The organism is Vibrio crassostreae 9ZC13, assembly GCF_000272045.2.
Taxonomy (GTDB): Bacteria; Pseudomonadota; Gammaproteobacteria; order Enterobacterales; family Vibrionaceae; genus Vibrio; species Vibrio crassostreae_C.
Window position 1 is genome coordinate 88,986 of record NZ_AJYZ02000002.1, and the last position, 26,244, is coordinate 115,229.

The 26,244-nt window shown below is 45.7% G+C and carries 22 protein-coding genes; 13 read left to right on the top strand and 9 right to left on the bottom strand.

All coding sequences use genetic code 11. From position 1 onward, the window contains the following. Positions 1-229: 229 nt before the first annotated feature. Complete coding sequence (metF, locus tag A136_RS00410; RefSeq protein WP_004729683.1) at positions 230-1,129, top strand: methylenetetrahydrofolate reductase; 900 nt, start codon at positions 230-232, stop codon at positions 1,127-1,129. Positions 1,130-1,258: 129 nt separating this feature from the next. On the opposite strand, the gene A136_RS00415 is transcribed toward metF, so the two are convergent. The 3 genes from A136_RS00415 to argE form a co-directional block, all read right to left on the bottom strand. Further along, positions 1,259-1,798: a PadR family transcriptional regulator gene (locus A136_RS00415; protein WP_017061141.1), complete on the bottom strand. Its 540-nt coding sequence runs from the start codon at positions 1,796-1,798 to the stop codon at positions 1,259-1,261. Between the two features lie 348 nt (positions 1,799-2,146). After that, complete coding sequence (gene ppc, locus A136_RS00420) at positions 2,147-4,783, bottom strand: phosphoenolpyruvate carboxylase (RefSeq protein WP_017063683.1); 2,637 nt, start codon at positions 4,781-4,783, stop codon at positions 2,147-2,149. A gap of 252 nt (positions 4,784-5,035) precedes the next feature. After that, positions 5,036-6,172, bottom strand: a complete 1,137-nt coding sequence (gene argE / locus A136_RS00425) for an acetylornithine deacetylase (protein WP_017063684.1) — start codon at positions 6,170-6,172, stop codon at positions 5,036-5,038. A 153-nt stretch (positions 6,173-6,325) separates the two neighbouring features. On the opposite strand from argE, the gene argC reads away from it, so the two are divergent. The 4 genes from argC (at position 6,326) to argH (ending at position 11,678) form a co-directional block, all read left to right on the top strand. Further along, a complete protein-coding gene (argC, locus tag A136_RS00430; protein WP_017063685.1) occupies positions 6,326-7,330 on the top strand; it encodes an N-acetyl-gamma-glutamyl-phosphate reductase in 1,005 nt (334 codons plus the stop codon). A gap of 12 nt (positions 7,331-7,342) precedes the next feature. After that, positions 7,343-8,131, top strand: a complete 789-nt coding sequence (gene argB / locus A136_RS00435; protein ID WP_017063686.1) for an acetylglutamate kinase — start codon at positions 7,343-7,345, stop codon at positions 8,129-8,131. Between the two features lie 113 nt (positions 8,132-8,244). After that, on the top strand, positions 8,245-9,456 hold the full coding sequence (locus tag A136_RS00440; protein WP_017061137.1) for an argininosuccinate synthase: 1,212 nt from the start codon (positions 8,245-8,247) through the stop codon (positions 9,454-9,456). A 347-nt stretch (positions 9,457-9,803) separates the two neighbouring features. Continuing rightward, on the top strand, positions 9,804-11,678 hold the full coding sequence (gene argH / locus A136_RS00445) for an argininosuccinate lyase (RefSeq protein ID WP_017063687.1): 1,875 nt from the start codon (positions 9,804-9,806) through the stop codon (positions 11,676-11,678). Between the two features lie 261 nt (positions 11,679-11,939). Here the strand turns inward: argH and A136_RS00450 are convergent, their stop codons facing one another. Beyond that, positions 11,940-12,188, bottom strand: a complete 249-nt coding sequence (locus A136_RS00450) for a DUF3624 domain-containing protein (protein WP_029235154.1) — start codon at positions 12,186-12,188, stop codon at positions 11,940-11,942. A gap of 86 nt (positions 12,189-12,274) precedes the next feature. On the opposite strand from A136_RS00450, the gene A136_RS00455 reads away from it, so the two are divergent. Continuing rightward, positions 12,275-12,634, top strand: a complete 360-nt coding sequence (locus A136_RS00455; RefSeq protein WP_017063689.1) for a RidA family protein — start codon at positions 12,275-12,277, stop codon at positions 12,632-12,634. A gap of 69 nt (positions 12,635-12,703) precedes the next feature. Here A136_RS00455 and A136_RS00460 read toward each other — a convergent pair whose 3' ends face one another. The 4 genes from A136_RS00460 to A136_RS22935 form a co-directional block, all read right to left on the bottom strand. Then, on the bottom strand, positions 12,704-14,392 hold the full coding sequence (locus A136_RS00460) for a hypothetical protein (protein ID WP_017063690.1): 1,689 nt from the start codon (positions 14,390-14,392) through the stop codon (positions 12,704-12,706). A 245-nt stretch (positions 14,393-14,637) separates the two neighbouring features. After that, positions 14,638-16,104, bottom strand: coding sequence for a dihydrolipoyl dehydrogenase (locus A136_RS00465; protein ID WP_017063691.1), 1,467 nt, complete (start codon positions 16,102-16,104; stop codon positions 14,638-14,640). 274 nt (positions 16,105-16,378) lie between these two features. Next, the gene (locus A136_RS00470; RefSeq protein WP_017061133.1) at positions 16,379-17,107 is read right to left on the bottom strand and encodes a glutathione peroxidase; all 729 of its coding nucleotides are present in this window, start codon (positions 17,105-17,107) and stop codon (positions 16,379-16,381) included. A 44-nt stretch (positions 17,108-17,151) separates the two neighbouring features. Continuing rightward, positions 17,152-17,331: a hypothetical protein gene (locus A136_RS22935; protein ID WP_017063692.1), complete on the bottom strand. Its 180-nt coding sequence runs from the start codon at positions 17,329-17,331 to the stop codon at positions 17,152-17,154. On the opposite strand from A136_RS22935, the gene oxyR reads away from it, so the two are divergent. After that, positions 17,330-18,223, top strand: coding sequence for a DNA-binding transcriptional regulator OxyR (gene oxyR / locus A136_RS00480; RefSeq protein ID WP_017061132.1), 894 nt, complete (start codon positions 17,330-17,332; stop codon positions 18,221-18,223). The genes A136_RS22935 and oxyR overlap by 2 nt on opposite strands. A 111-nt stretch (positions 18,224-18,334) precedes the next feature. On the opposite strand, the gene A136_RS00485 is transcribed toward oxyR, so the two are convergent. Further along, positions 18,335-20,896 (bottom strand): penicillin-binding protein 1A, encoded by a 2,562-nt coding sequence (locus A136_RS00485; protein ID WP_032546261.1) that lies wholly within the window; start codon positions 20,894-20,896, stop codon positions 18,335-18,337. A gap of 151 nt (positions 20,897-21,047) precedes the next feature. On the opposite strand from A136_RS00485, the gene pilM reads away from it, so the two are divergent. From pilM to aroK, 6 genes are all read left to right on the top strand, one after another. Next, positions 21,048-22,073: a type IV pilus assembly protein PilM gene (gene pilM / locus A136_RS00490; RefSeq protein ID WP_017061130.1), complete on the top strand. Its 1,026-nt coding sequence runs from the start codon at positions 21,048-21,050 to the stop codon at positions 22,071-22,073. Beyond that, positions 22,057-22,656 (top strand): PilN domain-containing protein, encoded by a 600-nt coding sequence (locus A136_RS00495; protein WP_017061129.1) that lies wholly within the window; start codon positions 22,057-22,059, stop codon positions 22,654-22,656. Before pilM ends, A136_RS00495 begins: the two co-directional genes overlap by 17 nt. Then, a complete protein-coding gene (locus A136_RS00500; protein WP_017061128.1) occupies positions 22,649-23,278 on the top strand; it encodes a type 4a pilus biogenesis protein PilO in 630 nt (209 codons plus the stop codon). The genes A136_RS00495 and A136_RS00500 overlap by 8 nt, the downstream gene beginning before the upstream one ends. Then, positions 23,265-23,783, top strand: coding sequence for a pilus assembly protein PilP (locus A136_RS00505; RefSeq protein WP_017063694.1), 519 nt, complete (start codon positions 23,265-23,267; stop codon positions 23,781-23,783). Before A136_RS00500 ends, A136_RS00505 begins: the two co-directional genes overlap by 14 nt. A gap of 35 nt (positions 23,784-23,818) precedes the next feature. Then, positions 23,819-25,537, top strand: coding sequence for a type IV pilus secretin PilQ (locus tag A136_RS00510; protein ID WP_032545762.1), 1,719 nt, complete (start codon positions 23,819-23,821; stop codon positions 25,535-25,537). Between the two features lie 176 nt (positions 25,538-25,713). After that, a complete protein-coding gene (aroK, locus tag A136_RS00515; RefSeq protein ID WP_017061125.1) occupies positions 25,714-26,232 on the top strand; it encodes a shikimate kinase AroK in 519 nt (172 codons plus the stop codon). Positions 26,233-26,244 lie beyond the last annotated feature (12 nt).

Genomic DNA, 26,244 nt, shown 5'->3' on the forward strand with positions numbered 1-26,244 from the left:
GATAAATAAGGCTGAAAGCACGATGTGTTTTTCAGCCTTTTTTCTACATTATTTCTGCTTTGCGACCCATCTAACGACTTGAGTTTTACTCACGATCTACTTGAGAAAAATTCATAATGGATCTGTTGACATTAAATCGTATTCAATACATTCTACAGACATATAGACGTCTAAACGTCGTTTAAGGATTTGAGTTTTTAGTGGTTGCTTTTGCCACAGGGAGAGTAAGATGGGATACACACACGCTAGTCATATCGACGCTTTAAATCAGAATATCGCTGAGCTTTCTGACAACATCAATGTGTCATTTGAGTTTTTTCCACCGAGCAGTGAGAAGATGGAAGAGACCCTGTGGAACTCTGTTCACCGCCTTAAAACACTTCAACCAAAATTTGTATCGGTAACTTACGGTGCAAACTCGGGTGAACGTGACCGTACCCACTCAATCATTAAAGAAATTAAAAACCAAACCGGCCTAGTGGCTGCACCGCACCTAACGTGTATTGATGCAAGCCGTGAAGAGCTGATTCAAATTGCCGACGATTACTGGGCAAATGGTATCGAGAGTATTGTTGCGCTACGTGGTGATATTCCAGCAGGCGGCGGCGCGCCAGAGATGTACGCATCTGACCTAGTCGAGCTACTTAAATCTCGCCACGATTTTGATATCTCAGTAGCGGCATTCCCTGAGGTTCACCCTGAAGCAAAAAGCGCTCAATCTGATCTTATTAACCTAAAGCGTAAAGTGGATGCGGGTGCCAACCGTGCCATCACTCAGTTCTTCTTTGATGTAGAGAGCTACCTACGCTTTCGTGACCGCTGTGTAGCGGCTGGCGTTGATGTTGAGATTGTACCGGGCATTCTGCCGGTTTCTAACTTCAAGCAAGCATCTCGCTTTGCTGCGATGAACAACGTAAAAGTACCGGGCTGGATGGCGAAGCAGTTTGAAGGTTTGGATGATGATCCAACGACTCGTCAGCTTGTTGGTGCTAGCCAAGCAATTGATATGGTTCGTACACTGAGCCGTGAAGGTGTGAAAGATTTCCACTTCTACACGCTAAACCGTGCAGAAATGACTTATGCACTTTGCCATACGCTAGGTGTTCGTCCGCAAGTCGCTGCGCTGTAAGAAAAGTCTAAGAAGTAAAGCCTAAGCACTTGTAAAAAGCCTCTGGCAGTAACATTTCAAATCCTATAGATACAAAAAAGGCTTGGACTCATAGAGTTCAAGCCTTTTGCTTTTCTTTTCTAGCTTAACTTAAGCTAGAGCGCCAAGTTCAAGCAGTACTTCTTCAGCCCATACAATCCATGCTTCACGGATAAGTAGGTTACGACGAAGTGTTAGACGCTCAAGGCGTGCTTGCTTGTCTAGTGTCGATGGCGTTGCGTAGTAAGCTGCTTCGATTTCACGGTAGTGAGAAACCAGTTTGCGAGACTCTTCTACTAGCTCAGCAAGTTGTACACGGTAAGCGTCAGAAGGTTGTACAGCACAAGCCATTAGCTTAGCTGAGAACTCGTCACGAACGGTTGGGTGTGCAGTTGGTTGTTCAAACCATTCACCTAGCGCGCCACGGCCAGCATCAGTGATAGAGTAAACTTTACGATCAGGTTTGCCTTCTTGAGGCTCAAGCACGCAAGTTACCTGGTCGTTCTGAGCCATTTTATTTAGCTCGCGGTAAACTTGTTGATGGCTAGCTTTCCAGAAGTAACCAATGCTTGCGGAGAATTCTTTTGTGATATCGTAACCAGTAGCATCGCGTGTACTTAAAACGGTTAGAATTACGTGTGGTAATGACATGTCTGAAATCCAAATGGTAAACAGTAAACAAATACTTAAACAACAAGTGTGCTTCTAATGGCACGTTATATTGGTTATGTCTAAGTAGCACCAACTCATCGGTTGGTTATGTCACCTTACAAAGCCGTTTATCACCTAGGTTGACCAGTTTATTGGTCAAGATGCTGCAGATTATTTTTTGGAGTGTTTCCGCAGCGGAGCAGTAGTATATCTAAATAATAAGCATAAAGTAGAATACATGGACAAAATAACCCAAAAAACTGACAAAAAACTCACTATTGCTTATTTTGTGAAATAAAAAGGTCGCACTAGGCGACCTTTTGTCTGTTAAATGGTAGGAATCACTAATTAACCAGTGTTTCGCATGCCTGCTGCAATGCCTGCAATCGTCACCATTAGCGCTTCTTCAAGCTCTGCTGGTGGTGTTTCACACTTACGAGTACGGTAAAGCAGTTCAGCTTGAAGCATGTTTAGTGGCTCAACGTAGATGTTACGTAGGCGGATTGACTCAAGTCCCCAAGGGTCGCTCTGCATTAGGTTCTCGTTGTTCTCAACATTTAGCACGGCTTTGATGTCTTTTTGCAGCTGTTCACGCAGTAACTCACCTAATGGTAATAGCTCTTCGTCAACAAGGCGTTGGTCGTAGTACTTAGCGATTTCCATGTTGCACTTCGAGTACACCATTTCCAACATACCGAGACGGGTAGAGAAGAACGGCCACTCGCGACACATCTCTTCGAGCAGGGCTTGATGGCCTTGATCTACAGAGTACTGAATCGCTTCACCAGCGCCTAACCATGCAGGCAGTACCAAACGGTTTTGGCTCCAAGAGAAGATCCATGGAATCGCACGTAGGCTTTCTACGCCGCCGTTCGGGTTACGTTTCGCAGGGCGAGAGCCAAGAGGCAGTTTACCTAGCTCCAGTTCAGGTGTCGCTTGACGGAAGTAAGGTACGAATTTCTCTTCGCCACGAACCACGTTGCGGTAAGCCTCACAAGATACTTGAGATAGCACTTCCATTAGGTCGCGCCACTCTTGTTTTGGCTCAGGTGGCGGCAGAAGGTTCGCCTCTAGAATCGCGCTTGCGTAAAGGTTGAAGCTGTTTACAGCAACGTCTGGTAAGCCAAGTTTAAAGCGGATCATTTCGCCTTGCTCTGTTACACGTAAACCGCCTTTCAAGCTCTTAGGTGGCTGAGAAAGAAGAGCAGCGTGCGCCGGAGCGCCACCACGACCAACTGTACCGCCACGACCGTGGAATAGAGTCAGTTCAATGCCTTCTTCATCACAAACCTTAACCAGCTTGTCCATTGCATCGTATTGAGCCCAACCTGCAGACATAACGCCGGCATCTTTTGCTGAGTCAGAGTATCCAATCATCACCATTTGGTGGTTTTGGATAAAGCCACGGTACAAGTCGATGCTCATTAGCTGTTTCATCACTGCTTCTGAGTTGTTCAAGTCGTCTAGCGTTTCGAACAGTGGACACACGTCCATGCGATACGGGCAACCACACTCTTGCAGCAGCAAGTGAACAGCCAGTACATCCGATGCAGTACGAGCCATAGAAATCACGTAAGCGCCGAAGGCTTCACGAGGTTGAGCAGCGATGACCTTACAGGTGTCTAAAACCTCTTTAACCTGTTCAGATGGCTCCCAATCACGAGGAAGTAGTGGGCGCTTAGAGCTTAATTCATTGGTTAAGAAAGCAATCTTGTCTTGCTCGCTCCACTGGTCGTAGTCGCCAATGCCTAGGTAGCGAGTCAGTTCAGACAGCACATCTGAGTGACGTGTACTTTCTTGACGAACATCGAGACGCACTAGGTGTACACCGAATGCTTTTAGGCGGCGCAAGGTATCAAGTAGAGAACCGTCTGCGATTACGCCCATGCCACATTCGTGCAGCGATTGGTAACACGCGTAAAGCGGTGTCCAAAGTTGGTCGATGTTCTGTAGTGTTTCTTTCTTCGGTACTTCAGCATCATGCAGTTTTGCATCGAGCACTTCTAACGTGTTGTTCAGCAGAGTACGTAGGCTCTTTAGGATTGCTCGGTAAGCTTCATGCTCATCACCCGCTAGTTCACGAACGGCATCATTACACTTAGTCATCGATAGTTCGGTAATCAGCTCGTTTACGTCACCTAGGTAAAGGTCAGCGGCTTTCCAGCGAGATAGGCGCAGTACTTCTTTGGTGATGGTGTGCGTTACGAATGGGTTACCATCGCGATCACCGCCCATCCAAGATGAGAAGTGTACCGGGCGCGCATCAATTGGTAGACCTTCACCAAGGTAGCCTTTTAGTCGGCCGTCCATTTCACGTAGGAAATCTGGTACAGCTTCCCATAGAGAGTTTTCTACAACCGCAAAGCCCCACTTAGCTTCATCAAGTGGCGTTGGGCGTTGTTGACGAATCACATCTGAGTGCCAACCTTGAGCGATCAGTTGCTCTAGGCGGCGTTCGGTTTTCACGCGCTCTTTGTGTGATAGGTCGCTTAATTCTAATTTAGACAGACACTCGTTGATCTTAACTAGCTTGTTGATCATGGTGCGACGAGTGATTTCTGTTGGGTGTGCAGTCAGAACGAGTTCAATGTTCAGGTCGCGAACGGCTTGAGCCGCGTCTAGCTTGCTGATGTCATTCTGGTTTAATTTGGAAAATAGAGATTGCAGCACGTCTGGTTCACAAACATGCTCCTCACAGTGGCGAGAGATGGTGTGGTACTGCTCTGCCATGTTGGTGAGGTTGAGAAATTGGTTAAATGCACGAGCAACAGGAGTGAGTTGTTCGTTCGGCAGGTTTTTGATTTCTTCAACTAGGCTGTCACGGTCAGCTTTGTTGCCTGCGCGGGCGGATTTGGAAAGTTTACGGATAGTCTCCACTTTCTCTAAGATAACGTCACCATGTGCATCTTGGATTGTGTTACCTAGCAAGCGTCCCAGCATGCTTACGTTACTCTTGAGAGCGGCGTATTTCTCGTTCATTGTCATCCTGCCTCGTAAAAAAATTACATCCATTGTTCCTTGTTAAGTACACAATCTAGCGAAAAGTGCTGTATCTAGTCAAATAAAGCATTCTAAGTTTGCAATTATTAGTTTTCGAAATGCGGGAGAAGTAAATTTCCCAATAGTTCGGAATTAAAGTGAAATTTAATTACAAGATCAGGCTGTGTCTGGGATAACAGAATAAAAGCCACCTTTTCGGGTAGCTTTTATACGAAAATATTGGAAGAAAAGTAATAACTAGAAACAATATTTGCGGATCGACTTACTCAGAACATCAATCGTTGGATCGATAAAATCGAAGCTTAGGAACTCATCTGGTTGGTGAGCTTGGTCGATTGAGCCTGGACCCAGCACTAAGGTTGGGCAAAGTTCTTGAAGGAAAGGTGCTTCTGTACAGTAGTTCACGGTTTGTGATTCAGTTTCGCAAACTGATTCCATGCCACCGATAAATGGATGGTCATGTTGGCACTCGTAACCCGGGATAGGTTCGTGCAGTGGCGTAATCTCAATTCTGCCCGGCCATTTTGCTTCTACTTCTTTGAGTGCGCTGCGCAGCATGTTATCCAAACCATCTAAGCTGATACCCGGTAAAGGACGTACATCGTAGTGCAGCTCACAGCAACCACAGATACGGTTCGCGCTGTCGCCACCGTGAATATGGCCAAGGTTTAGAGTGGGGCTTGGAATTGCGAAACCCGGGTGGTGATACTCTTTGACTAGCTTGTCACGCAGTTGCATTAAAGCGAACAACACTTCATGCATGATCTCGATGGCGTTGACACCTAATGCAGGATCAGAAGAGTGACCTGATTTACCCGTTACTCGCACAGCGTTAGCAACATGGCCTTTATGGCCACGAATCGGCACAAGGCTGGTTGGCTCACCAATAATGCAGTAATCCGGTTTAAACGGTGCATTTTCAGTGAAATGACGCGCACCCAGCATGGTGGTCTCTTCGTCACAGGTTGCCAATACATATAGCGGCTTGGTCTGTTTGCTCCAATCCATCTTCTTTGCCGCTTCATAAACGAAAGCGAAAAAGCCTTTCATATCGGCTGTGCCTAATCCATAGAAGCGATTGTTGTGTTCTGTTAGTGCGTGAGGGTCGAAGTTCCAACGTCCTTCATCAAATGGCACTGTGTCGCTGTGTCCTGCGAGTAGCATGCCACCTTCGCCCGATCCCATCTTAGCGACCATATTATGCTTGCCGGGTTCGACTTCCACGACTTCAACGCTAAAGCCTACGTCTTTAAACCATTGAGCCATTTTTTCGATCACTTTCTCGTTGCCATGATCCCAGCTTGGATCGGTCGAGCTAATAGAGTCTGTGGAAATTAGGCCTTTGTAGACCTCAAGAAAACTCGGTAATTGCATAATAACTTCACTTCTACTATTGACAGGAAAACCATAAGTCGGTAAAACACATATTAAATCATATTTAATGCATAAGAAATCAAATAAAGCTAAAAATTAAGTATGAATAGTCAAATTTGAAATGTAACTTACCTCAGAAATGGATGTGTTGAGATGTTGAAAACCACGATCATTGGCGCAAGCGGCTACACAGGAGCAGAACTGGCTCTAATGATAAACAGACACCCTGAGCTCACGCTATCAGGTTTATATGTCTCAGCCAATAGTGTAGACGCAGGTAAACCTATAGCGGCACTGCACGGTAAGTTAGCTGGTTTGATTGATATGCCAGTACAACCTTTAACAAATCCGGAAGAAGTAGCTAAACAGTCTGATGTGATTTTCTTAGCAACGGCACACGAGGTTAGTCACGACCTAGCGCCAATCTTTCTAGAGAACGATTGCCAAGTCTTCGACCTATCGGGAGCATTCAGAGTTAAAGGCGAAAACTTCTATCAAGAGTTTTACGGTTTTGAACATCAACACGAACAATGGCTAGACAAAGCGGCTTACGGTTTAGCGGAATGGAACGAACAAGAAATTAAAGAAGCTCAGCTTGTCGCTGTCGCGGGTTGTTACCCAACCGCATCACAACTGGCGATTAAGCCTTTGGTTGAAGCCAAGTTACTGGATGAAAACCAATGGCCAGTGATTAACGCAACCAGCGGTGTGACTGGTGCAGGCCGCAAGGCGACGATGGTCAACAGCTTCTGCGAAGTGAGCTTGCAAGCTTATGGTGTATTCAATCACCGTCATCAACCTGAAATGGCTGCACATTTAGGATGTGATGTGATTTTTACCCCGCACCTCGGCAACTTTAAGCGTGGCATTTTGGCAACCATTACCATGAAATTGGCTGAAGGCGTGACAGAACAACAGATACAAGATGCCTTCGAGCAAGCTTACCAAGGTAAACCTGCGGTGAGATTACTCGAAGAGACATTGCCAAGAATTCAAGATGTAGAGCAGACGCCTTTCTGCGACTTAGGTTGGAAGGTTCAAGGTCAACACATCATCGTTGTTTCAGCGATTGATAACTTATTAAAGGGTGCATCTAGCCAAGCGATGCAGTGTTTAAATTTACGTTATGGTTTTGCGCCATTAACTGCGTTAGTGTAAGGAAATCTAGATATGAGCCTTAATAATCAACCATTAATCATAAAGTTAGGTGGCGCAGCGCTATCTTGTGGTGAAACGCTTAGCAAGTTATTTGGTGCTATCTCTGCTTACCAACAACAGGCACAACGACCAATCGTGATTGTTCACGGTGGCGGTTACCTTGTTGATGATTTGATGAATAAGTTGAATCTAGAAACCGTTAAGAAAGAAGGGCTACGTGTTACTCCTTATGATCAGATCCCTGTGATCGCTGGTGCACTAGCGGGCACGGCCAACAAACTACTTCAAGGTCAGGCAATTAAAGACGGTATCAATGCCGTTGGTTTAAGCCTAGCAGACGGTGGTTTATGCAAAGTGAGCGAACTGAACCCTGAACTGGGCGCGGTAGGAAAAGCGGAGCCGGGCGACTCAACCGTTCTGCAAGCGATTCTTAATGCGGGCGCACTGCCAATCATTAGCTCAATTGGTCTTACTGAGCAAGGTCAACTGATGAACGTCAATGCCGACCAAGCTGCGGTTGCCGTTGCGGGCGCACTTGATGCTGAACTGGTACTGCTTTCTGATGTAAGTGGTGTGTTGGATGGCAAAGGCCACCTCATTCCAAGTCTTAATCAACAGCAAGCCGATGACCTTATTGCCGGCAAAGTGATTACCGACGGCATGATCGTTAAGGTTCAAGCTGCACTAGAAGCCGCTAACGACCTTGGACGACCAATCGAAGTTGCCACTTGGCGATACCCAGAAAAGCTAACACAACTGTTTTCAGGTAAAAGCATAGGAACACAGTTTTTACCTCAGTAGGTCTCACAACGAGTCACTACTTAAAGAATTTAGACAAATTAAATAAACATATAATTATGAAGTCATTTCCAACGCTGACCGCCATGTGCAGTATGGAAACTAGGAGAAAGAAAATGAGCAAAGTTAACGTAAAGAAAGTTGTAGTAGCCTACTCTGGCGGTCTAGACACATCAGTAATCATTCCATGGTTGAAAGAGAACTATGACTGTGAAGTGGTTGCGTTTGTTGCGGATGTTGGTCAAGGCGACGAAGAGTTGATTGGTATCGAAGAGAAAGCAAAAGCTTCTGGTGCATCTGAGTGTTACATCGCAGACCTTAAAGAAGAGATGGTTGCTGACTACATCTACCCAACGCTGAAAACGGGCGCTTACTACGAAGGTAAATACCTACTAGGTACGTCGATGGCGCGTCCAATCATCGCGAAAGCACAGGTTGAAGTCGCACGTAAAGTAGGTGCAGACGCACTGTGTCACGGCTGTACTGGTAAAGGTAATGACCAAGTTCGTTTTGAAGGCGCATTTGCTGCACTAGCACCTGATCTACACGTAATTGCACCATGGCGTGAATGGGATCTAGTGAGTCGTGAAGAGTGTCTAGATTACCTGGCTGAGCGTAACATCCCTTGTACGGCTTCTCTTACTAAGATTTACTCGCGTGATGCAAACGCATGGCACATCTCAACAGAAGGCGGCGTTCTAGAAAACACATGGAATGCACCTAACGAAGATTGCTGGGCTTGGACTGTAGACCCTGAGCAAGCGCCAAACGAATCTGAAACAGTGACGCTTAAAGTTGAAAAAGGCGAAGTGGTTGCGGTTGATGGCGAAACAATGACGCCATACAACGCACTGGTTTACCTAAACGAGAAAGGTGCTAAGCACGGTGTTGGTCGTATCGATATCGTAGAGAACCGTCTTGTTGGCATGAAGTCTCGTGGTTGTTACGAAACTCCGGGTGGCACAATCATGATGGAAGCACTGCGTGCAGTAGAGCAACTGGTTCTTGATAAAGCGGCATTCGAATTCCGTGAAGAGCTCGGTGTTAAGGCTTCTCACCTTGTATACGATGGTCGTTGGTTCACTCCACTATGTAAGTCAATCCTTGCCGCGACAGAAGAGCTAGCACAAGACGTGAATGGTGAAGTGGTTATCAAGCTTTACAAAGGCCATGCAACGGTGACTCAGAAGCGTTCTGACAACAGCCTGTACTCAGAAGAGTTTGCAACCTTTGGTGAAGATGAAGTTTACGACCAAAGCCATGCTGAAGGCTTCATCCGCCTTTACTCGCTATCAAGCCGTATCCGTGCTTTGAATAGCCAAAAGTAATCCTAACAATGAGTTAGTGAGCTAGCCTTTGATGAAAGATTGAAGGTTAGTAAACAGACATTATTATGCAAAGCCCATTCACTATTGATTAGTGAGTGGGCTTTTTACTTTCTATTTGCCTAATAAATCAGCTTCGGTTTTTCCTATCGGATGGCATATAATTCGCGCTCCACGCTAAAAATAATCAATGGATTGAACTGTTGGTGAATAAATATGTGAAAATAATGAATTAATACTTTATTTTCATTTTGAATTGCCGTAAGTTTAAACCATCAGAAAAATACTGAATCTTAATCAGAATTATCATTTGCAAAAACAGTGAGCACTGTGCAATTAGGAGATACACAATGGCATTATGGGGCGGTAGATTTACCCAAGCAGCAGACACCCGGTTCAAAGATTTTAACGATTCTCTTCGTTTTGATTACCGATTGGCTGAGCAAGACATTGTGGGCTCAATTGCCTGGTCTAAAGCTCTACTGTCGGTCAACGTATTAACAGAAGAAGAGCAACAGAAGCTTGAGTTAGCGCTGAATGAGCTAAAACTTGAGGTGATGGAAGATCCTGAACAGATTCTACGTTCTGATGCAGAAGATATTCACAGCTGGGTTGAGCAGCAACTTATCGGCAAAGTCGGTGACTTGGGCAAAAAACTTCACACTGGCCGTTCTCGTAACGACCAAGTGGCGACAGACCTGAAACTATGGTGTCGTCAGCAAGGTAACCAACTGCTACTGGCATTGGATCGCCTACAAAGCCAAATGGTGAACGTTGCTTCTCAGCATCAAGAAACCGTGCTTCCTGGCTACACTCACTTACAACGTGCTCAGCCGGTAACTTTTGCTCACTGGTGCTTGGCTTACGTTGAAATGCTTGAGCGTGATTATTCACGTTTGAATGATGCGATTAAGCGTCTAGACACATGTCCGCTGGGTTCTGGTGCCCTTGCTGGAACAGCTTACCCGATGGACCGTGAAGAGTTAGCTCACAACTTAGGTTTCCGTCGTGCAACGCGCAACTCTCTAGATTCAGTTTCTGACCGCGACCATGTGATGGAGCTAATGTCGATTGCTTCTATCTCTATGCTTCACCTTTCGCGTCTTGCAGAAGATATGATTTTCTACAACTCAGGTGAATCAAACTTCATCGAGTTAGCGGATACCGTGACGTCAGGTTCATCTCTGATGCCACAAAAGAAAAACCCAGATGCGCTAGAGCTTATCCGTGGCAAAACTGGCCGTGTTTACGGTTCATTAGCGGCAATGATGATGACAGTAAAAGCTCTGCCTTTGGCGTACAACAAAGACATGCAAGAAGATAAAGAAGGTCTGTTCGACGCTTTAGATACTTGGAATGATTGTATGGAAATGGCAGCACTCTGTTTTGACGGCATTAAAGTGAACGGCGAACGTACACTTGAAGCCGCGAAACAAGGCTACGCGAACTCAACTGAATTGGCTGATTACCTAGTAGCGAAAGGGATTCCTTTCCGTGAAGCTCACCATATTGTTGGTGTGACGGTAGTGGCGGCGATTGCTAAAGGCTGTGCATTAGAAGAATTAACCATCGCAGAGATGAAAGAGTTCTCTGAGGTGATTGAGGAAGATGTGTATGACATCCTGACCATTGAATCGTGTCTTGAAAAACGTTGCGCGCTAGGCGGTGTATCTCCACAGCAAGTGGCTTACGCGGTTGACCAAGCTGAGAAACGTTTATCACAGCGTGATACGTCCATCGTCAAGGTTCGTCCTGCTCGTCTGACCGATATTGAAGCGTTGGAAGGTATGGTCGCTTACTGGGCGAACATGGGTGAAAACCTACCTCGTTCTCGTAATGAACTGGTGCGTGATATTGGCTCGTTTGCGGTCGCAGAGCATCATGGTGAGGTGACAGGTTGTGCATCACTCTATGTGTATGACTCTGGCCTAGCGGAAATCCGTTCACTGGGTGTCGAAGCTGGCTGGCAAGGTCAAGGGCAGGGTACCGCAATTGTGCAGCACTTGGTTGAGAAAGCGCGACAAATGGCCATCAAGAAGGTGTTTGTGCTGACTCGTACTCCAGAGTTCTTTATGAAGCATGACTTCTTACCGACATCAAAATCTCTGCTGCCTGAGAAGGTGCTGAAAGATTGTGACCAGTGTCCTCGTCAACACGCGTGTGATGAAGTGGCCTTGGAAGTGAACTTGGTAGAGCAGATCATCGCTAAGGTTAATGTTGCATAAAGCATTGATTTTATAGTCCCTAAAAAAAAGATCAAAAAATTGATCTTTTTTGGGAACAAATTAAGAAAAGTCCGGTCTATTAAAGTACCACTGCTTTTTCTTAGAATTTTCTAAGAAAGCCCTAGAATCGATTGGTTCTGGGGCTTTTTTCTATCTGCTGTTTGGGAAATGATGATGGCTTGCTAAGTCGGGTCATTTAATTTGGCATTTAGCCTTTATCGCTTATCTAGCCTTTATTACTTATCTAGCAAAATCTCTCTGTTAGCGCTTTTTGTTCCTTAAAGGCAGCACGACAAACTTCATTATCCAATGCAACGACAGTAAGCCACTGAACGCAAAAGCGGCCATCATCAACGCGATGGCATTGATGGTTTTTGGGTCTTCTTTGAAAAACAACCACCATGCTCCCCAACTTAAAATCGACAACACCATCAGCTGATTCATACAGCGCTGGCAGCGACCGAGTTTGTTACGGATTTTTTCACTTTTATTGCAATGAATGCATGTCATCTTGGGTTTGATTCGCGTTATGCTTGTTGCCCTGATAATAACACGTCACAAGATATTGGATCACGGTGACACGAGAGAGAAAGTCGATGATTGAGCGCCAAGAAACCAAGCAACGTATGAGCCGTATTGTTAAACACAACGGTACTATCTACCTATGTGGCCAAGTGTGTGCTGATGCAACCAAAGACATCACTGAGCAAACACAAACGATGCTGGATAAAGTCGAAGCCCTACTTGATCAAGCAGGCAGCGACAAAGAGCACATGCTGTCAGCAACGATTTACTTGAAAGACATGAAAGACTTCCAAGAAATGAACGCAGTTTGGGATGCATGGGTTCCAGAAGGTCACGCTCCAGCTCGCGCATGTGTGACTGGCGACATGGCTCGCGAAGCGCTACTTGTTGAGATCTCTGTGATTGCTGCTGAGAAAAACAGCTGTTGTTAATTCATTCTTAGTTCAATGAAAAGCCTCGCTGTTATGCGAGGCTTTTTTATATGACTAATTCTGAAACAGTTAGCTAGATACTTTTTGCATTATGCTACGACCAACAACTTGACCCGACTTAGATTTCTTCGTACGGATTAACAAGCCTTGATCCCAGTCTGTCCCAGCAGGTTGGTATTCCCATTTGACGAAATACTCTTTATTGTCAGAGCACACGTCACCCTGAACATAGTCATCTTGATCACAGAAGCGCACGACCGTGTTCAACTCTGTAAGGGTTGCCTGAGATTGTCGACCTGTTTGGTTGAACCACCAATAATCGATGTTAGCTAAATCTTCATAGGTGTATGGTTCGTCATGGGTATTGTCTTGTGCGGTTCCATTTTGACATTCCGAACCGCTGATGGTGACATTGGATTCTGAGAAAGAGTAGCTTTCCTTCGCTACGGAGTTGTCTGCGCAAATCTGAGTGTTAACCCATTCACCTTCAAAGTTTACGTAGCGCTCACCTCCAGCCTCATCTACAGGATAATAGAATGCGACTAACTGAGTGTTTCGGCTATCGGTGCAACTTGATGGCGATAGATCACAGCTATCTCCATTTAACTCTGTTTTGTTAGTAATCTCTGTGTAGATGCCAGTAATCGGGTCGTAAGCTCCTGAGATAACTTCACGCTGCCATGCGGAGTCGATATCTCCATCATCTTTATCGTCTCTAACTCGTTCATTGAAGTGATTTAACTCACTAATAGTGCTTGCTTGGAATGGACCAAAATTGAACTCATCCCAAGGAAATGGTTCGTTGGTTTCTTGAACACCTTCAGGGTCTTGCAGTTGGTAAGCGAATGTCCCATTTTTAATGATCGAATAATTTTCGTCGGGGATTCCATCACAGCTTTTATCAACAAAGTTATGGCCTGCCGCGAGGCAGTTTAAATAATCTTCAGCTCTGCTTTCCGAAAGGGATGTGTCGTTTGAGCCAGCAAGCATAACTACGTTTTCTGAATCTAAAGTGAAGTCCATAGATGTCATGCCACGAGTTTTTTCAAAGAGCTCGATTGGCAGGGTTTTATCTGCATGTACGTAGGTAAATGTTTGTGGGTCTAAGTCTGTAGCGATTTTATACTGAGTAACATCGATATAGCGTACGTGTTTATGACCACCTTGTGCGAACGGGTTGTTGGTATCAACGTCTCCACGCACCATTTCACCAAAAGAATCAGACATATGTGCGATAGCTTCAGCGTCAGTCACTATGTTCGTGGAAGCAACGCCAATCTCAGTTAAAAAAGTCTCAACACTGCTGATATTGTCGAGTCTAAGGTTGACTAACGCATCAGCAACTTGCTGATCGTCTCTGTCTTGTAGCTTTTCCGGGATAGTTAAAACGCCGCTTCCGGAACTACCAAATTGGTTATTAACAGACTGGAGTAGAACCGCTAAGTTTATCGCTCTGTTGTATTTACCAGCTGCTTCAAACGGTGTTACTACTTCTTGCACTGAAGCTGCTCCTACTTTTACACCATCAGGACCACCAATATAAAAGGTGACCGAATCGTTCGGGAGGGCGTTGAAATTCCCTTCTGAATCCGTTACTCCATTTAACCCTGAGCTTGTTGTGTATGATAACCCTTCAACAGCAGAATCAATAAATTGGTATGAGGTTATAGTTTCCTCGCTTGATCCTGAATTGGAGTCTGAGCCGCACCCAATTAAAGCCAAAGTAATGGTTGCTGCTAGCAAACTTTGTTTGAACATTACATCTTCCTTGTGAACATTTTAGTTGTAGTAAATTGCTGAAAATTCCCTTTATGGAATAAAGGTCACCTTTCGATGAGTTACTATTATAGAGGTATGCAAGGGGATGAATGGAAGTGTCGAAATGTATCTAAAAGTAACCAAGTGACTTTAATCATACTTGGTGTGGAAAACATTATGAAATATGTGGGTAAATAGAAAAATAGCTTACCAAAGGTAAGCTATTTATATTAAATATCAATAATTTAACAACCAGGACCACAATCTAGGCAGTGTTTCACCATCTCTGGGCCTAGGTGCAGTTTCGCATTCAGGTCACGTAGGGCAGTTCGTACACCCTCTTCGATTACTGGGTGGTAGAACGGCATGTCTAGCATCTCAGAAACCGTCATCTTGTTCTGGTGTGCCAATGCTAATAAGTGAGCCAAGTGTTCTGCGTTTGGTCCCATCATCTCAGCACCAAGGAAGCGGCCTGTGCCTTGCTCGCCGTATACGTGCAGAATACCTTTGTTGCGAAGCATCACTCGTGAACGACCTTGGTTTTCGAAAGACACTTCACCCGTTGCGAAACAGCCACATGTGCCTAAGCGTGTGGTGATCTCTTTGTAGGTTTCACCAACCATCGCGATTTGCGGGTCAGAGAATACTGCCGAGATTTTAGAGCGGCGTAGGCCTGCACGAATCTCTGGGAAGCGACCTGCATTGTCACCCGCAATACGAGCTTGGTCTGCTGCTTCATGCAGTAGAGGCAGTTGGTTACTCGCATCACCAGCGATAAATATTGATGGTAGTGATGTTTGTAGCGTGTAGTGGTCTGCGATTGGCACACCACGTTCATCAAGCTCTAGAGAGGTATTCTCTAAGCCAAGCTTGTCAGTGTTAGGGCGACGACCTGTTGCTGCTAGTACGTATTCAACGACGTTAGTTTCTAATTCACCTTGTTTATTGATGAACTGGATTTCGACACGTGGCTCACCCGATTCAGTGGTAATGCGCTTCATGCTTTCGATTTTCACGTCGGCATCGAGATAGAACTCTTCATTGAAAGCTTTATCTGCATAAGCCATGATCTCTGGATCAGTTACTGGGCCAACTTGACCACCCAAACCGAACAGTTTGGTCTTCACACCTAAGCGGTGCAGTGACTGACCAAGCTCAAGACCAATAACACCAGGGCCAAATACCGCAACCGATTCTGGTAAATCATCCCAGCTGAACACGTCGTCGTTAATGATCAGGCGATCGCCAAGCTCATTCCAAACGGCAGGGTATGCAGGGCGAGAACCGGTCGCGATAACAATACGCTTAGCGGTGACAACCGTGTGGTCATCAATTTGTAGTGTGTTGTCATCTAAGAACTTTGCGTAGCCAGAGATCTTGTCTTGCTCTGGGATTTCATCAACACCTTCTAAAACAAAACCAACAAAACGGTCACGCTCAAACTTCACTCGGTCCATCACTTCACGGCCGTTAATCACGATATCACCTTGTGGGTGAACGCCAAAAGCCGGAGCTTTCTCGATTTGGTGTACGCTTTCCGCAGCTGCAATAAGCAGTTTAGATGGCATACAACCAACACGAGCACAGGTTGTACCGTAAGGGCCACCTTCAATCATCACGACACTGTCAGTGTGTGCTTTTGCAGCGCGGTAAGAACCTAAACCTGCCGTACCGCCCCCGATAACTGCTACATCTACATTGACTTGTTTCATAATAATTTTCTCGCAATGGCTAAATTTGGTTTGAACGAACCCCTCCAACTCTGATGATTTTTTGAGAGTCAGGATTGCGGGTCAGTTTTGTGATTCTGTTTTATTAGGTTTAGCTTGTGACTCTGCTTTTATTGCTAACTATAGGTTAGTAAAAGACAGGCGAGTCACCAGCTATATTCTTTTTCCCAAAACTCAGATAAGAGTGTTTGGAATAGCTAACCCACAAGAGGGTGGGTTAGCTGATACTTCTAAGCCTATATCGTCGATGAAGCGATTAGCCTAGGAAAGTTTCTAGTTCTTCACTACCACCGATGTGTTTGCCACCGATGAATACTTGAGGAACGGTAGTGCGACCAGAGATTGCACGTAGGCTTACTGTTGTTGCATCTTTACCTAGAACCACTTCTTCGTAGTTCAGACCTTTGTCGATTAGGTTCTGTTTTGCTTTCATACAGAAAGGACAGCCTGGCTTAGTGAATACTGTGATTGACTCTTGCTCTTTGTGCTCAGGAGCAAGGTAGTTAAGCATAGTATCTGCATCAGAAACCTTGAACGGGTCGCCTGGTACGTCTTCTTCGATGAACATTTTTTCTACCACGCCGTTTTTAACCAGCATGCTGTAACGCCATGAACGTTTGCCGAAGCCGATGTCGTTTTTCTCAACTAGCATACCCATGCCGTCTGTGAAATCACCGTTACCATCTGGGATGAATGTGATGTTTTCCGCTTCTTGGTCTGCTTTCCAAGCGTTCATTACGAATGTGTCGTTTACTGAAACACACAGAATGTCATCAACACCGTTTTCTTTGAATACAGAGTGTAGCTCGTTGTAACGAGGTAGGTGGCTTGACGAACATGTTGGCGTAAACGCACCTGGTAGGCTGAATACGATAACTGTCTTGTCTTTGAATAGCTCTTCAGTAGTTACGTTAACCCATGCATCACCTTGGCGAGTTGGGAATGTTACTTGAGGGATTGATTGACCTTCTTTAGATGCAAACATATTGATTTCCTTAAATAGTATTTTTAATTTTGTTCTATCAGAGCTTAACGTTTTTCTTCGCTCAGTTTCGTTTCGTTGAGCCCATTATTAGATAAATCCTTTGATAGCTCTAATCGTTTGATGTTATGGTTTTGATAGGTAAATTCTATCAAGAGCATTTTTCTTTTAAATGTTTCTATTAGAACCCTTGTTCTTATTAAAACCTGAGGTAAGAGACTGATCATGAACATTCGTGACTTTGAATACTTGGTGGCGCTCGCAGAGCATAAACACTTCCGAAAAGCGGCAGAAGCGTGCTTTGTCAGTCAGCCGACACTAAGCGGTCAAATACGCAAACTCGAAGATGAAATTGGACTTCAGTTAACCGAGCGTAGTCCAAGGAAGGTAATATTTACAGAATCAGGGTTACAACTTGTTGAACAAGCCAAGCGTATTCTCAATGAAGTGAAAACTTTTAAAGATATGGCGAGTGGACACGGTGAAGCGATGACGGGGCCAATGCACATTGGTTTTATTCCAACCGTGGGTCCTTACATCTTGCCTAAGATTGTTCCTCATCTAAAAGAGAGCTTCCCAGATCTTGAGCTTTACCTGCATGAAGCTCAGACCCATCAGTTAGTGAGTCAACTTGAAGACGGCAAGCTTGATTGCTTGGTACTGGCTGCGGTTGATGAAACGGCGGTGTTTAAAGAGATTGATGTGTATGACGAGCCGTTAAGTGTTGCCGTTCCATGTGACCACGAGTGGGCTCAACAAGACACTGTCGATATGCTGCAGCTAAATGGACAAACCGTACTGGCGCTAGGTGACGGTCACTGTTTAAGAGACCAAGCCTTGGGTTTCTGTTTTGCTGCGGGTGCCAAAGATGACGAGCGCTTTAAGGCAACCAGCTTAGAAACGCTGCGTAACATGGTCGCGGCGGGGGCGGGCATTACCTTGCTACCTCAGTTATCGGTGCCAAAGGAAAAGCAGAAAGATGGTGTGTGTTACGTACCTGCGGTGAATCCAACACCTTCACGTCGAATTGTCGTGGCTTATCGTCCGGGCTCTCCATTGAAGGGACGTTTCGAGCAACTGGCTGAGACGATTCGAACTCAACTGGAGAAGACGGCTTAGCGCTTGAATTTAGAGCCTAGTCTGGTCAGATATAGATATATAAAAAGGGTTGATATGAATTCATATCAACCCTTTTTGTTGGTTCATGTTACTAGGTTCTACAAACCCTAGTTAGAACAGTTCTTCTACTGCTTCACCTGATGAGGTTGAGTAGATGTCATCATTGAAACGCTCAGTGATGTACTCGGTTGGCTCTGTGCCTTTCTCGAAGTACTCGAACATTGATGAGCTATCGAACTTGTTGGTCAGTAAGCCAGTTTCACGGTCGATTCGAACACGGACGATGTTCTCCGGAATTTCTTTACGCTCAGCAGGAACACCCGCTAACGCCGTACCCATAAAATCAACCCATGCAGGTTCTGCTGTTTTCGCGCCAGCTTCTGCACCAGTAATCTGATTTTTACCAAGGTTCGAGTTCGCTTTAGTACGGCCTAGGTTTCGGTTGTGGTTATCAAAACCAACCCATACCGTAGCCACCATGCCAGGGCCGTAGCCGCTGTACCAAGTATCTTTAGAATCGTTGGTGGTACCCGTTTTTCCGCCAATGTCACGACGCTTCAACGGTTGTGCACGCCAACCAGTACCGTTCCAACCAGTGCCAGCGCTCCAATCACCGCCACCCCAGATGTTGCTGTACATCATTTCACGAACAAGGAATGCGTTCTGTTCAGAGATAACTTGAGGTGCGTATTGTACTTTGGCATCCACATCTTGCTCTGCAAACTCATCAGCCATTGGGTCTGAGGTCATTTGCTGTTGGCAATCGTCTTTACAAACCACTTTTGGTGTCGCTTCAAATTCAGTCTCACCAAATGGTGTCTCAATGCGACTGATGTAGAAAGGTTCAACGTAGTAGCCGCCATTAGCGAATACTGAGTAACCTTGAGCTACTTTCATTGGCGTTAAGCTACCCGCACCCAGAGCAATGGTCTCTGAACGAGGCACTTCGTCAATATCAAAACCAAATCGAGTTAGGTAGTTACGAGTATCATCTAGGCCTACTTCGCGCAGTACACGTACCGCCATTACGTTTTTAGACTGAGCTAAGCCAATACGTAAACGAGTTGGACCCACGTAAGTCGGTGGCGAGTTCTTTGGTCGCCATGCGGTACCTTGGCTCTTATCCCATTGGTTAATCGGTGCATCGTTGATCAGTGAGGCTAGCGTTAAGCCTTTCTCAATCGCTGCTGAGTAGATAAAGGGTTTGATACCAGAACCCACCTGACGAATAGATTGCGTTGCACGGTTGAACTTGTTGTGGACGAAGTTAAAGCCACCGACCATCGACAATACCGCGCCGTTGTTCGGGTTCATTGCAACAAATGCTGTGTTCGCATTCGGTACTTGGCTTAGTCGCCATACAATCGGTGTTTCTGATTCTGCAGTCGCTGACTCTTCTGTCGGCTCTTCAGAGACTTCATCGCCGGTAACGGCTTCATGGCGAACCCAGATTTGTTCACCAACCGCCAGAATTTCTTTCGCTTGAGAAGGCGCTGGTCCTTGGCGGTTATCCGTTAGGAATTTACGCGCCCAGTTCATGCCTTGCCATTCGATAGTGCCTTCACCTTGGTTCTTAACCCAAATTTGAGCACTTTTCGAATCAACCGCGGTAACAACAGCAGGGACTAGGTCACCATAGGTTGGTTGAGACTTAAGGTGTTTAACGATTTGTTCTTGATCCCACGCTGATTGCGCAGTCTGCCACAATACTTTTTCAGCACCACGGTAGCCGTGACGCTCATCGTAGCCAAGTAGGTTCTTAATTGCGGCTTGGTTCGCTGCTTTTTGCAGTTTCGAATCAACGGTCGTGTAGACCTTCATGCCTGATGTATAAGCTTCTTCACCATAGCGTTCCACCATCCAAGCACGTGCAACTTCAGCAACATATGGCGCGCTCAGTTCGATCTCTGCACCGTGGTATTTCGAGATAAGCTCTTCGCTACGAGCGTCATCGAACTCTGCTTGAGTGATGTATTTCTCGTCTAACATACGACGCAATACAACGTTACGACGGTTAGTCGCGCGCTCAACAGAGTAAATAGGGTTCATTGTCGAAGGTGCTTTTGGCATACCCGCAAGGGTCGCAATTTCACTCAGCGTGAGATCAGGAAGATCTTTACCGAAGTAAACACGTGCTGCCGCGCCAAAACCATACGAACGGTGACCAAGGAAGATCTTGTTGACGTAAAGCTCCATGATCTCTTCTTTACTAAGAAGTTGCTCAATGTGGATCGCAATGAAGATCTCTTTGATCTTACGCATAATCTTTTTCTCATTAGATAAGAAGAAGTTACGCGCAAGCTGCTGAGTAATGGTACTAGCACCTTGTTTGGCTGAACCCGACATTGCAACCACGAGTGCTGCACGTGTGATACCGATTGGGTCAATACCTGGGTGTTCATAGAAACGGCTATCTTCGGTGGCAATCAGAGCCTCAACTAAGTGGCGAGGAATCTCGTCATAAGTGACTGGATTACGACGCTTTTCACCAAATTGAGAGATCAGCTTACCGTCTTGACTGAAGACTTGCATCGGCGTTTGGAGTTCTACGTCGCGCAAAGTGGCAACATCAGGCAACTCTGGTTTTACGTAAAAATAAAACCCGAAAATTGTACTGACTCCAAGAATCATGCAAATCAATGTAAATATGAATAATCGCTTTATGAACTTCACCGGATAATCCCTGATTAGTTAAGGCTGATAAGCAGCAAACCCTTGTACTCTAGGCTAAAAACTTAGCTTTCGTTTATTAACGCTTATTTAACTAATAATCACAACCCCTAGATAATCAACGAAATGCTTGGCACTTCAGGAGCTAGGTCACATGGGTTCATCATTAATTACAGGTATAGATATAAATCATCACAGCATCAAAGCCGTGGTACTAAAACCCGTGGGGGAGTTGTATGCCCTAGTGGGATACAAAGAGCTGCCGATTTCGGACGACATTTTTACAGCTAACCATACTTTGGAGTATCAGAAAACTGTTAAGAAACTTAAAGAACTTAGGAAAGGACTGCCTTTTGGCTGTCGCAACGTCGCCATTTCGGTACCTGATAACACGGTGATCAGCAAAGTACTGCAAATAGAGAGTGAGTTAGAAGACAGAGAAAAAGAGTTTTCTATCTATCAAACCTTCGCCCATCAATCTCCCTTTCCTATCGAGGAGCTGAGTTTAGATTTTGTAAAGCTGGAAGACAAACGATTTGGTAAAGGTTCGACAAGCAGTTATCAGGTATACGCCACTCGTAAAGAAGTTGTGGATAGCCGAGCGGATGCATTAACCAAGGCTGGCTTCAAACCTGTGGTGGTGGATACACAGGCGCATGGGCTACTTAATATCTGGCAATTGGCCTCGCGCCTGTATCCCGATAAGAAAAACTGGTTGCTAGTGGATGTTGGAATCGACCAAACCTCGCTAGGGGTTATCCCGCAGAATTCGGCGCCTTTCTATAAAGACATCGCCTTTGGCACTCAAGATCTTCGCAGCTCAGATGACCCGAGTGATATCGAGAGCGTGTTCGGTACTATGGAAGAGACACATCAATTCATTGTTAACCTGATTGAGAAGCTCAAGCGTCAATTGCAGCTCTATTCATCGGGAAATGCGCAGCAACCTATCTCAGGGATTTGGTTGATGGGCGAGGGCGCCAGCATCCCTATGGTAACCGAAGAGCTAGAACGCCATTTTCAGTTGAGCTGCGAGTCATTGAATCCTTTGTCTTTATTTGAGAATAAGGTCGCCAAGAGACGCCGACTGCCGATTGACTGGCAACACTTTGGTATCGCGGCGGGTATGGCGATGAGTGGGCTCAAGTGGCAGGGAGAGAAGCATGTTGCATCAAATTAACCTGCTGCCGTGGCGTGATGAGATTCGTGCTCAGCACAAGAAGCGTTTTATCCATCTGGTCATTCTTGGCGTCATCATTGCGCTTATAGGGCAATGGGCGGTTGGTCACTATTTTCACGATCAACAAGCCAAGCAGCAAGCTCGCCTCAATTACCTCAATCAGTACATTGCTGAGCTCGACCGACAAATTCAGTCGTTAAAAGTCGCAGAGCAAGAACACAAAGCCATTCTGACTCGACTTGATGTGGTTGAGTCGCTGCAGCTTGGCCGTAATAAGACCACCGACTTCATGAACTTGATGCCGGAGCTGATTCCAGAGGGTGTCTATGTCGACAAGATAAAGATGAATGGTCAGGAGATTGAAATGTCGGGCATCAGCGACAGCACTGCTCGTCTCGCCACCATGTTGGACAACCTCGAACGTTCAGATTCTTTGAAAGGGGTCGAGATGCACTCTATCGTTCATAACCGCAAGCGCTTCAATAAAGAGTTTCAGACCTTCAAGGTCTCTTTTGTGTTTAGCCCTGTGTCTTTAGAAAACACAACCGCGAGCAGAAAAGATAAGGGGGCGCATCATGGCTAACCTTCAAAATAGGATTAGTAGGCAAAACAGGATGAGCTTGCAAGATCTCGATGTTGATGAGATCACCGAATGGCCATTGTTGCCTCAGCTTCTCGTGATTCTGGTGTTGATGGTGTTAATCCAAGGTGTTGGCACTTGGCTGTATCTGCTGCCGCTCGACGAGGAACTGAAACAGATGAAGCAACAGGAGCAGACCTTAAAAACGACCTTGAGGATAAAGGCGAATAAGGTTGCAGCCTTGCCTAAGTTGCAGAGCCAGTTGGATGAGCTAACTAGTCGCTACGATTATCTATTAGAGCAGCTGCCCGTTCAAAAGGAGTTAGCGAGCATGTTGGCCTCCGTGAATGAGCTCGGCTTGGATAACTCGCTGACCTTCACACGAATCGATTGGGGGCAAAAGCAGAATAAGGAGTTTCTCTATCGATTGCCTCTCAATATAGAGCTGACAGGTGACTATCACGAGATTGGTGACTTCTCTGCTGCCATCGCCAAGCTGCCGCGTATTATTAGCTTTGATGATGTGAATTGGCAGCGAGTCAGTCAAGAAAGTAGCACGCTGCACTTTAGGGTTCGAGCTTATACCTACCAGTTTAAATCGGAGGTTAATGATGAAACCCAATAGCGCGTTTTACTCAATCGTATTGATGCTTGCGTTGTCAGGCTGCAAAGCTAATCAAGACTCACTGCAAGATTTTGTGGCGCAGGTTGAAGCCAAGGCGAGAAAAGATGTCGAGCAACTTGTCCCAGCAACTGAATTCACGGCGGCGACTTATCAGCGCCGATCTTTGCGTCCTCCCTTTGAACTGCCTAAAGAAGCCATTGTGCAAAACCAACCCTTGGTTAAGAAAGACTGTTGGCAACCCAGCGCCCGTTCTCGTAATGGCAAGTTAGAGAAGTACCCGCTGAGTAAGCTTCGTTTAAGAGGCGTGATGGGCAGTGGCTCAAGCGTGTTTGGCTTAGTGCAAACACCCAAAGGCAACGTGGTAAACGTCAAGAAAGGCCAGTTTATCGGCTTAAACAATGGCCGAGTTACTAAGGTGACGAGCCAATACGTTCAGATTAATGAAACTCTTCCAGATGGCTTAGGTTGTTGGCATAAGCGCAACGTTAGGCTGGCTCTGAAGTAAACCAATGTCACATGATGTGGATATGAGATGTAAATATGATTAAAGGAATAAGTGGATTAGTGAGCAAGGCTCTACAAGGTTTTGCTGTGTCTGTGATGTTGGTTGTTAGCGTGCTCAGCCATGCCGAGAGCTTACCGAACAAATTGGAGAATATTGATTTTAGGGTCAATAAGGATAAAGACGCCGTCATCATTATTGAGCTGGCGACCAGCACAGCAGTCGTGGATGTTCAACGAGCTCAGGAAGGGTTAAGTATCGAGCTAATCAATACTCAAGTTGATGATGACAAGCTCTACCTGCTGGATGTGAAGGATTTCGCTACCTTGGTTGAAGGCATTGAAGTCTATAAAGAGACACCAAGCACTCGGCTTCTAGCGACGATTAGCAATGACTATCAGTATGAATACAACCTAAAGGGGCGCTTTATTGAGGTGGTGATCAGCAAACCGGTGCTCGATGAAGCGACCAAAGAAAAAAGCGTTCTAGAGAAAGAGGGCAAGCTGATATCGATTAACTTCCAGGATATCCCGGTACGAAATGTCCTGCAACTGATTGCCGATTACAACGACTTCAATCTCGTGGTGTCTGATTCGGTAGCCGGAAACCTGACGTTACGCTTAGATGGCGTACCTTGGCAGCAAGTTCTCGACATTATCTTGCAAGTTAAAGGCTTGGATAAGCGTGTTGATGGCAATGTTATCTTGGTCGCGCCGAAAGCGGAGCTCGACCTTCGAGAGCAACAAGCGTTAGAGAAATCGCGCTTAGAAGAGGAGTTAGGGGAGCTTAAATCGGAAATCATCAAGATTAACTTTGCTAAAGCCACCGACATCGCTGACATGATTGGAGGTGAAGGTGCGGTCAGCATGTTGTCCGATCGTGGTTCGATTACCATTGATGAGCGCACCAACTCACTGCTCATTCGTGAATTGGAAGAAAACATTGCCGTGATCCGAGGCATCATTGAATCGTTAGACATTCCCGTGAAGCAAGTACAGATAGAGGCACGTATTGTCACGGTTACTGAGGGTAATCTTGATGAGCTTGGCGTGCGCTGGGGCGTTTCCTCAACCAACGGAAGCTTCACCGTTGGTGGCTCAATCGAAGGTAACCACCCATCAGCGATTACGCCGTATGACGACGATAGCGGCAGCAGCGTGATTGATGACTATCTCAACGTCAATTTAGGGGCAACATCGCCGAACGCCTCGAGTATTGCGTTTCAGGTGGCCAAACTGGGTTCAGATACCTTACTCGATCTTGAACTGTCGGCACTGCAACAAGAGTCAAAAGCTGAAATCATTTCTAGTCCACGCTTAATCACCACCAATAAAAAGCCGGCTTATATTGAGCAAGGTACTGAAATTCCTTACTTAGAGTCATCTTCAAGTGGCGCTACGTCGGTTGCATTTAAGAAAGCCGTGTTGAGTCTTAAGGTGACACCGCAGATCACGCCCGATAATCGTTTGGTATTGGATTTGAGCGTGACTCAAGATAGGCCAGGGCAAGTGGTAAAAACTGGAACCGGTGAAGCGGTCGCCATTGATACGCAAAGAATAGGTACGCAAGTGCTTGTTAATAATGGTGAAACTGTCGTGCTTGGCGGGATATTTCAGCACAGCGTGAGCAGTACAGTGGATAAAGTTCCTCTGTTGGGGGACCTGCCAGTTTTGGGCGCATTGTTCCGTCGCAGCTATGAAAATGTGGGTAAAAGTGAACTACTTATTTTTGTCACACCCAAAGTTGTGATTCAGTAATGAACAATTAGATTAAAAATAAAGTTGCATTAGTGGCACCTAACCTTGATAATTTCGGGTCTTATCACGAATTATCTGTGAGGAATCGGTGCCACGGGCCTTTTAATTTCAGTACTTGTACTGACCTACCTTGTGGCGATGTCATTGAATTAACGTTGTAAATTACTGCTAAAAACATGGCTGAGAAACGCAATATTTTTCTTGTTGGCCCAATGGGCGCCGGCAAAAGTACAATTGGTAGACACCTAGCTTCCCAACTTCATATGGAGTTTCTAGACTCTGACACTGTGATCGAAGAGCGCACTGGCGCAGACATCGCATGGGTTTTTGATGTTGAGGGCGAAGAAGGTTTCCGTAAGCGCGAAGAATCTGTAATCAATGATCTGACAGAAGAACAAGGTATTGTTCTTGCGACAGGTGGTGGTTCAGTGTTGAGCAAAGAAAACCGTAACCGTCTATCTGCACGAGGCATTGTTGTATACCTAGAGACAACAATTGAAAAGCAACTTGCTCGCACTAACCGCGACAAGAAACGCCCTCTACTTCAAACAGACAACCCGCGTGATGTGCTAGAAGATCTAGCTGTATCTCGCAACGCACTATACGAAGAAGTGGCGGACTACACAGTTCGTACTGACGACCAAAGTGCAAAAGTGGTAGCCAACCAGATCGTAAAAATGCTAGAAGAACGTTAAGTTCATTTTTTC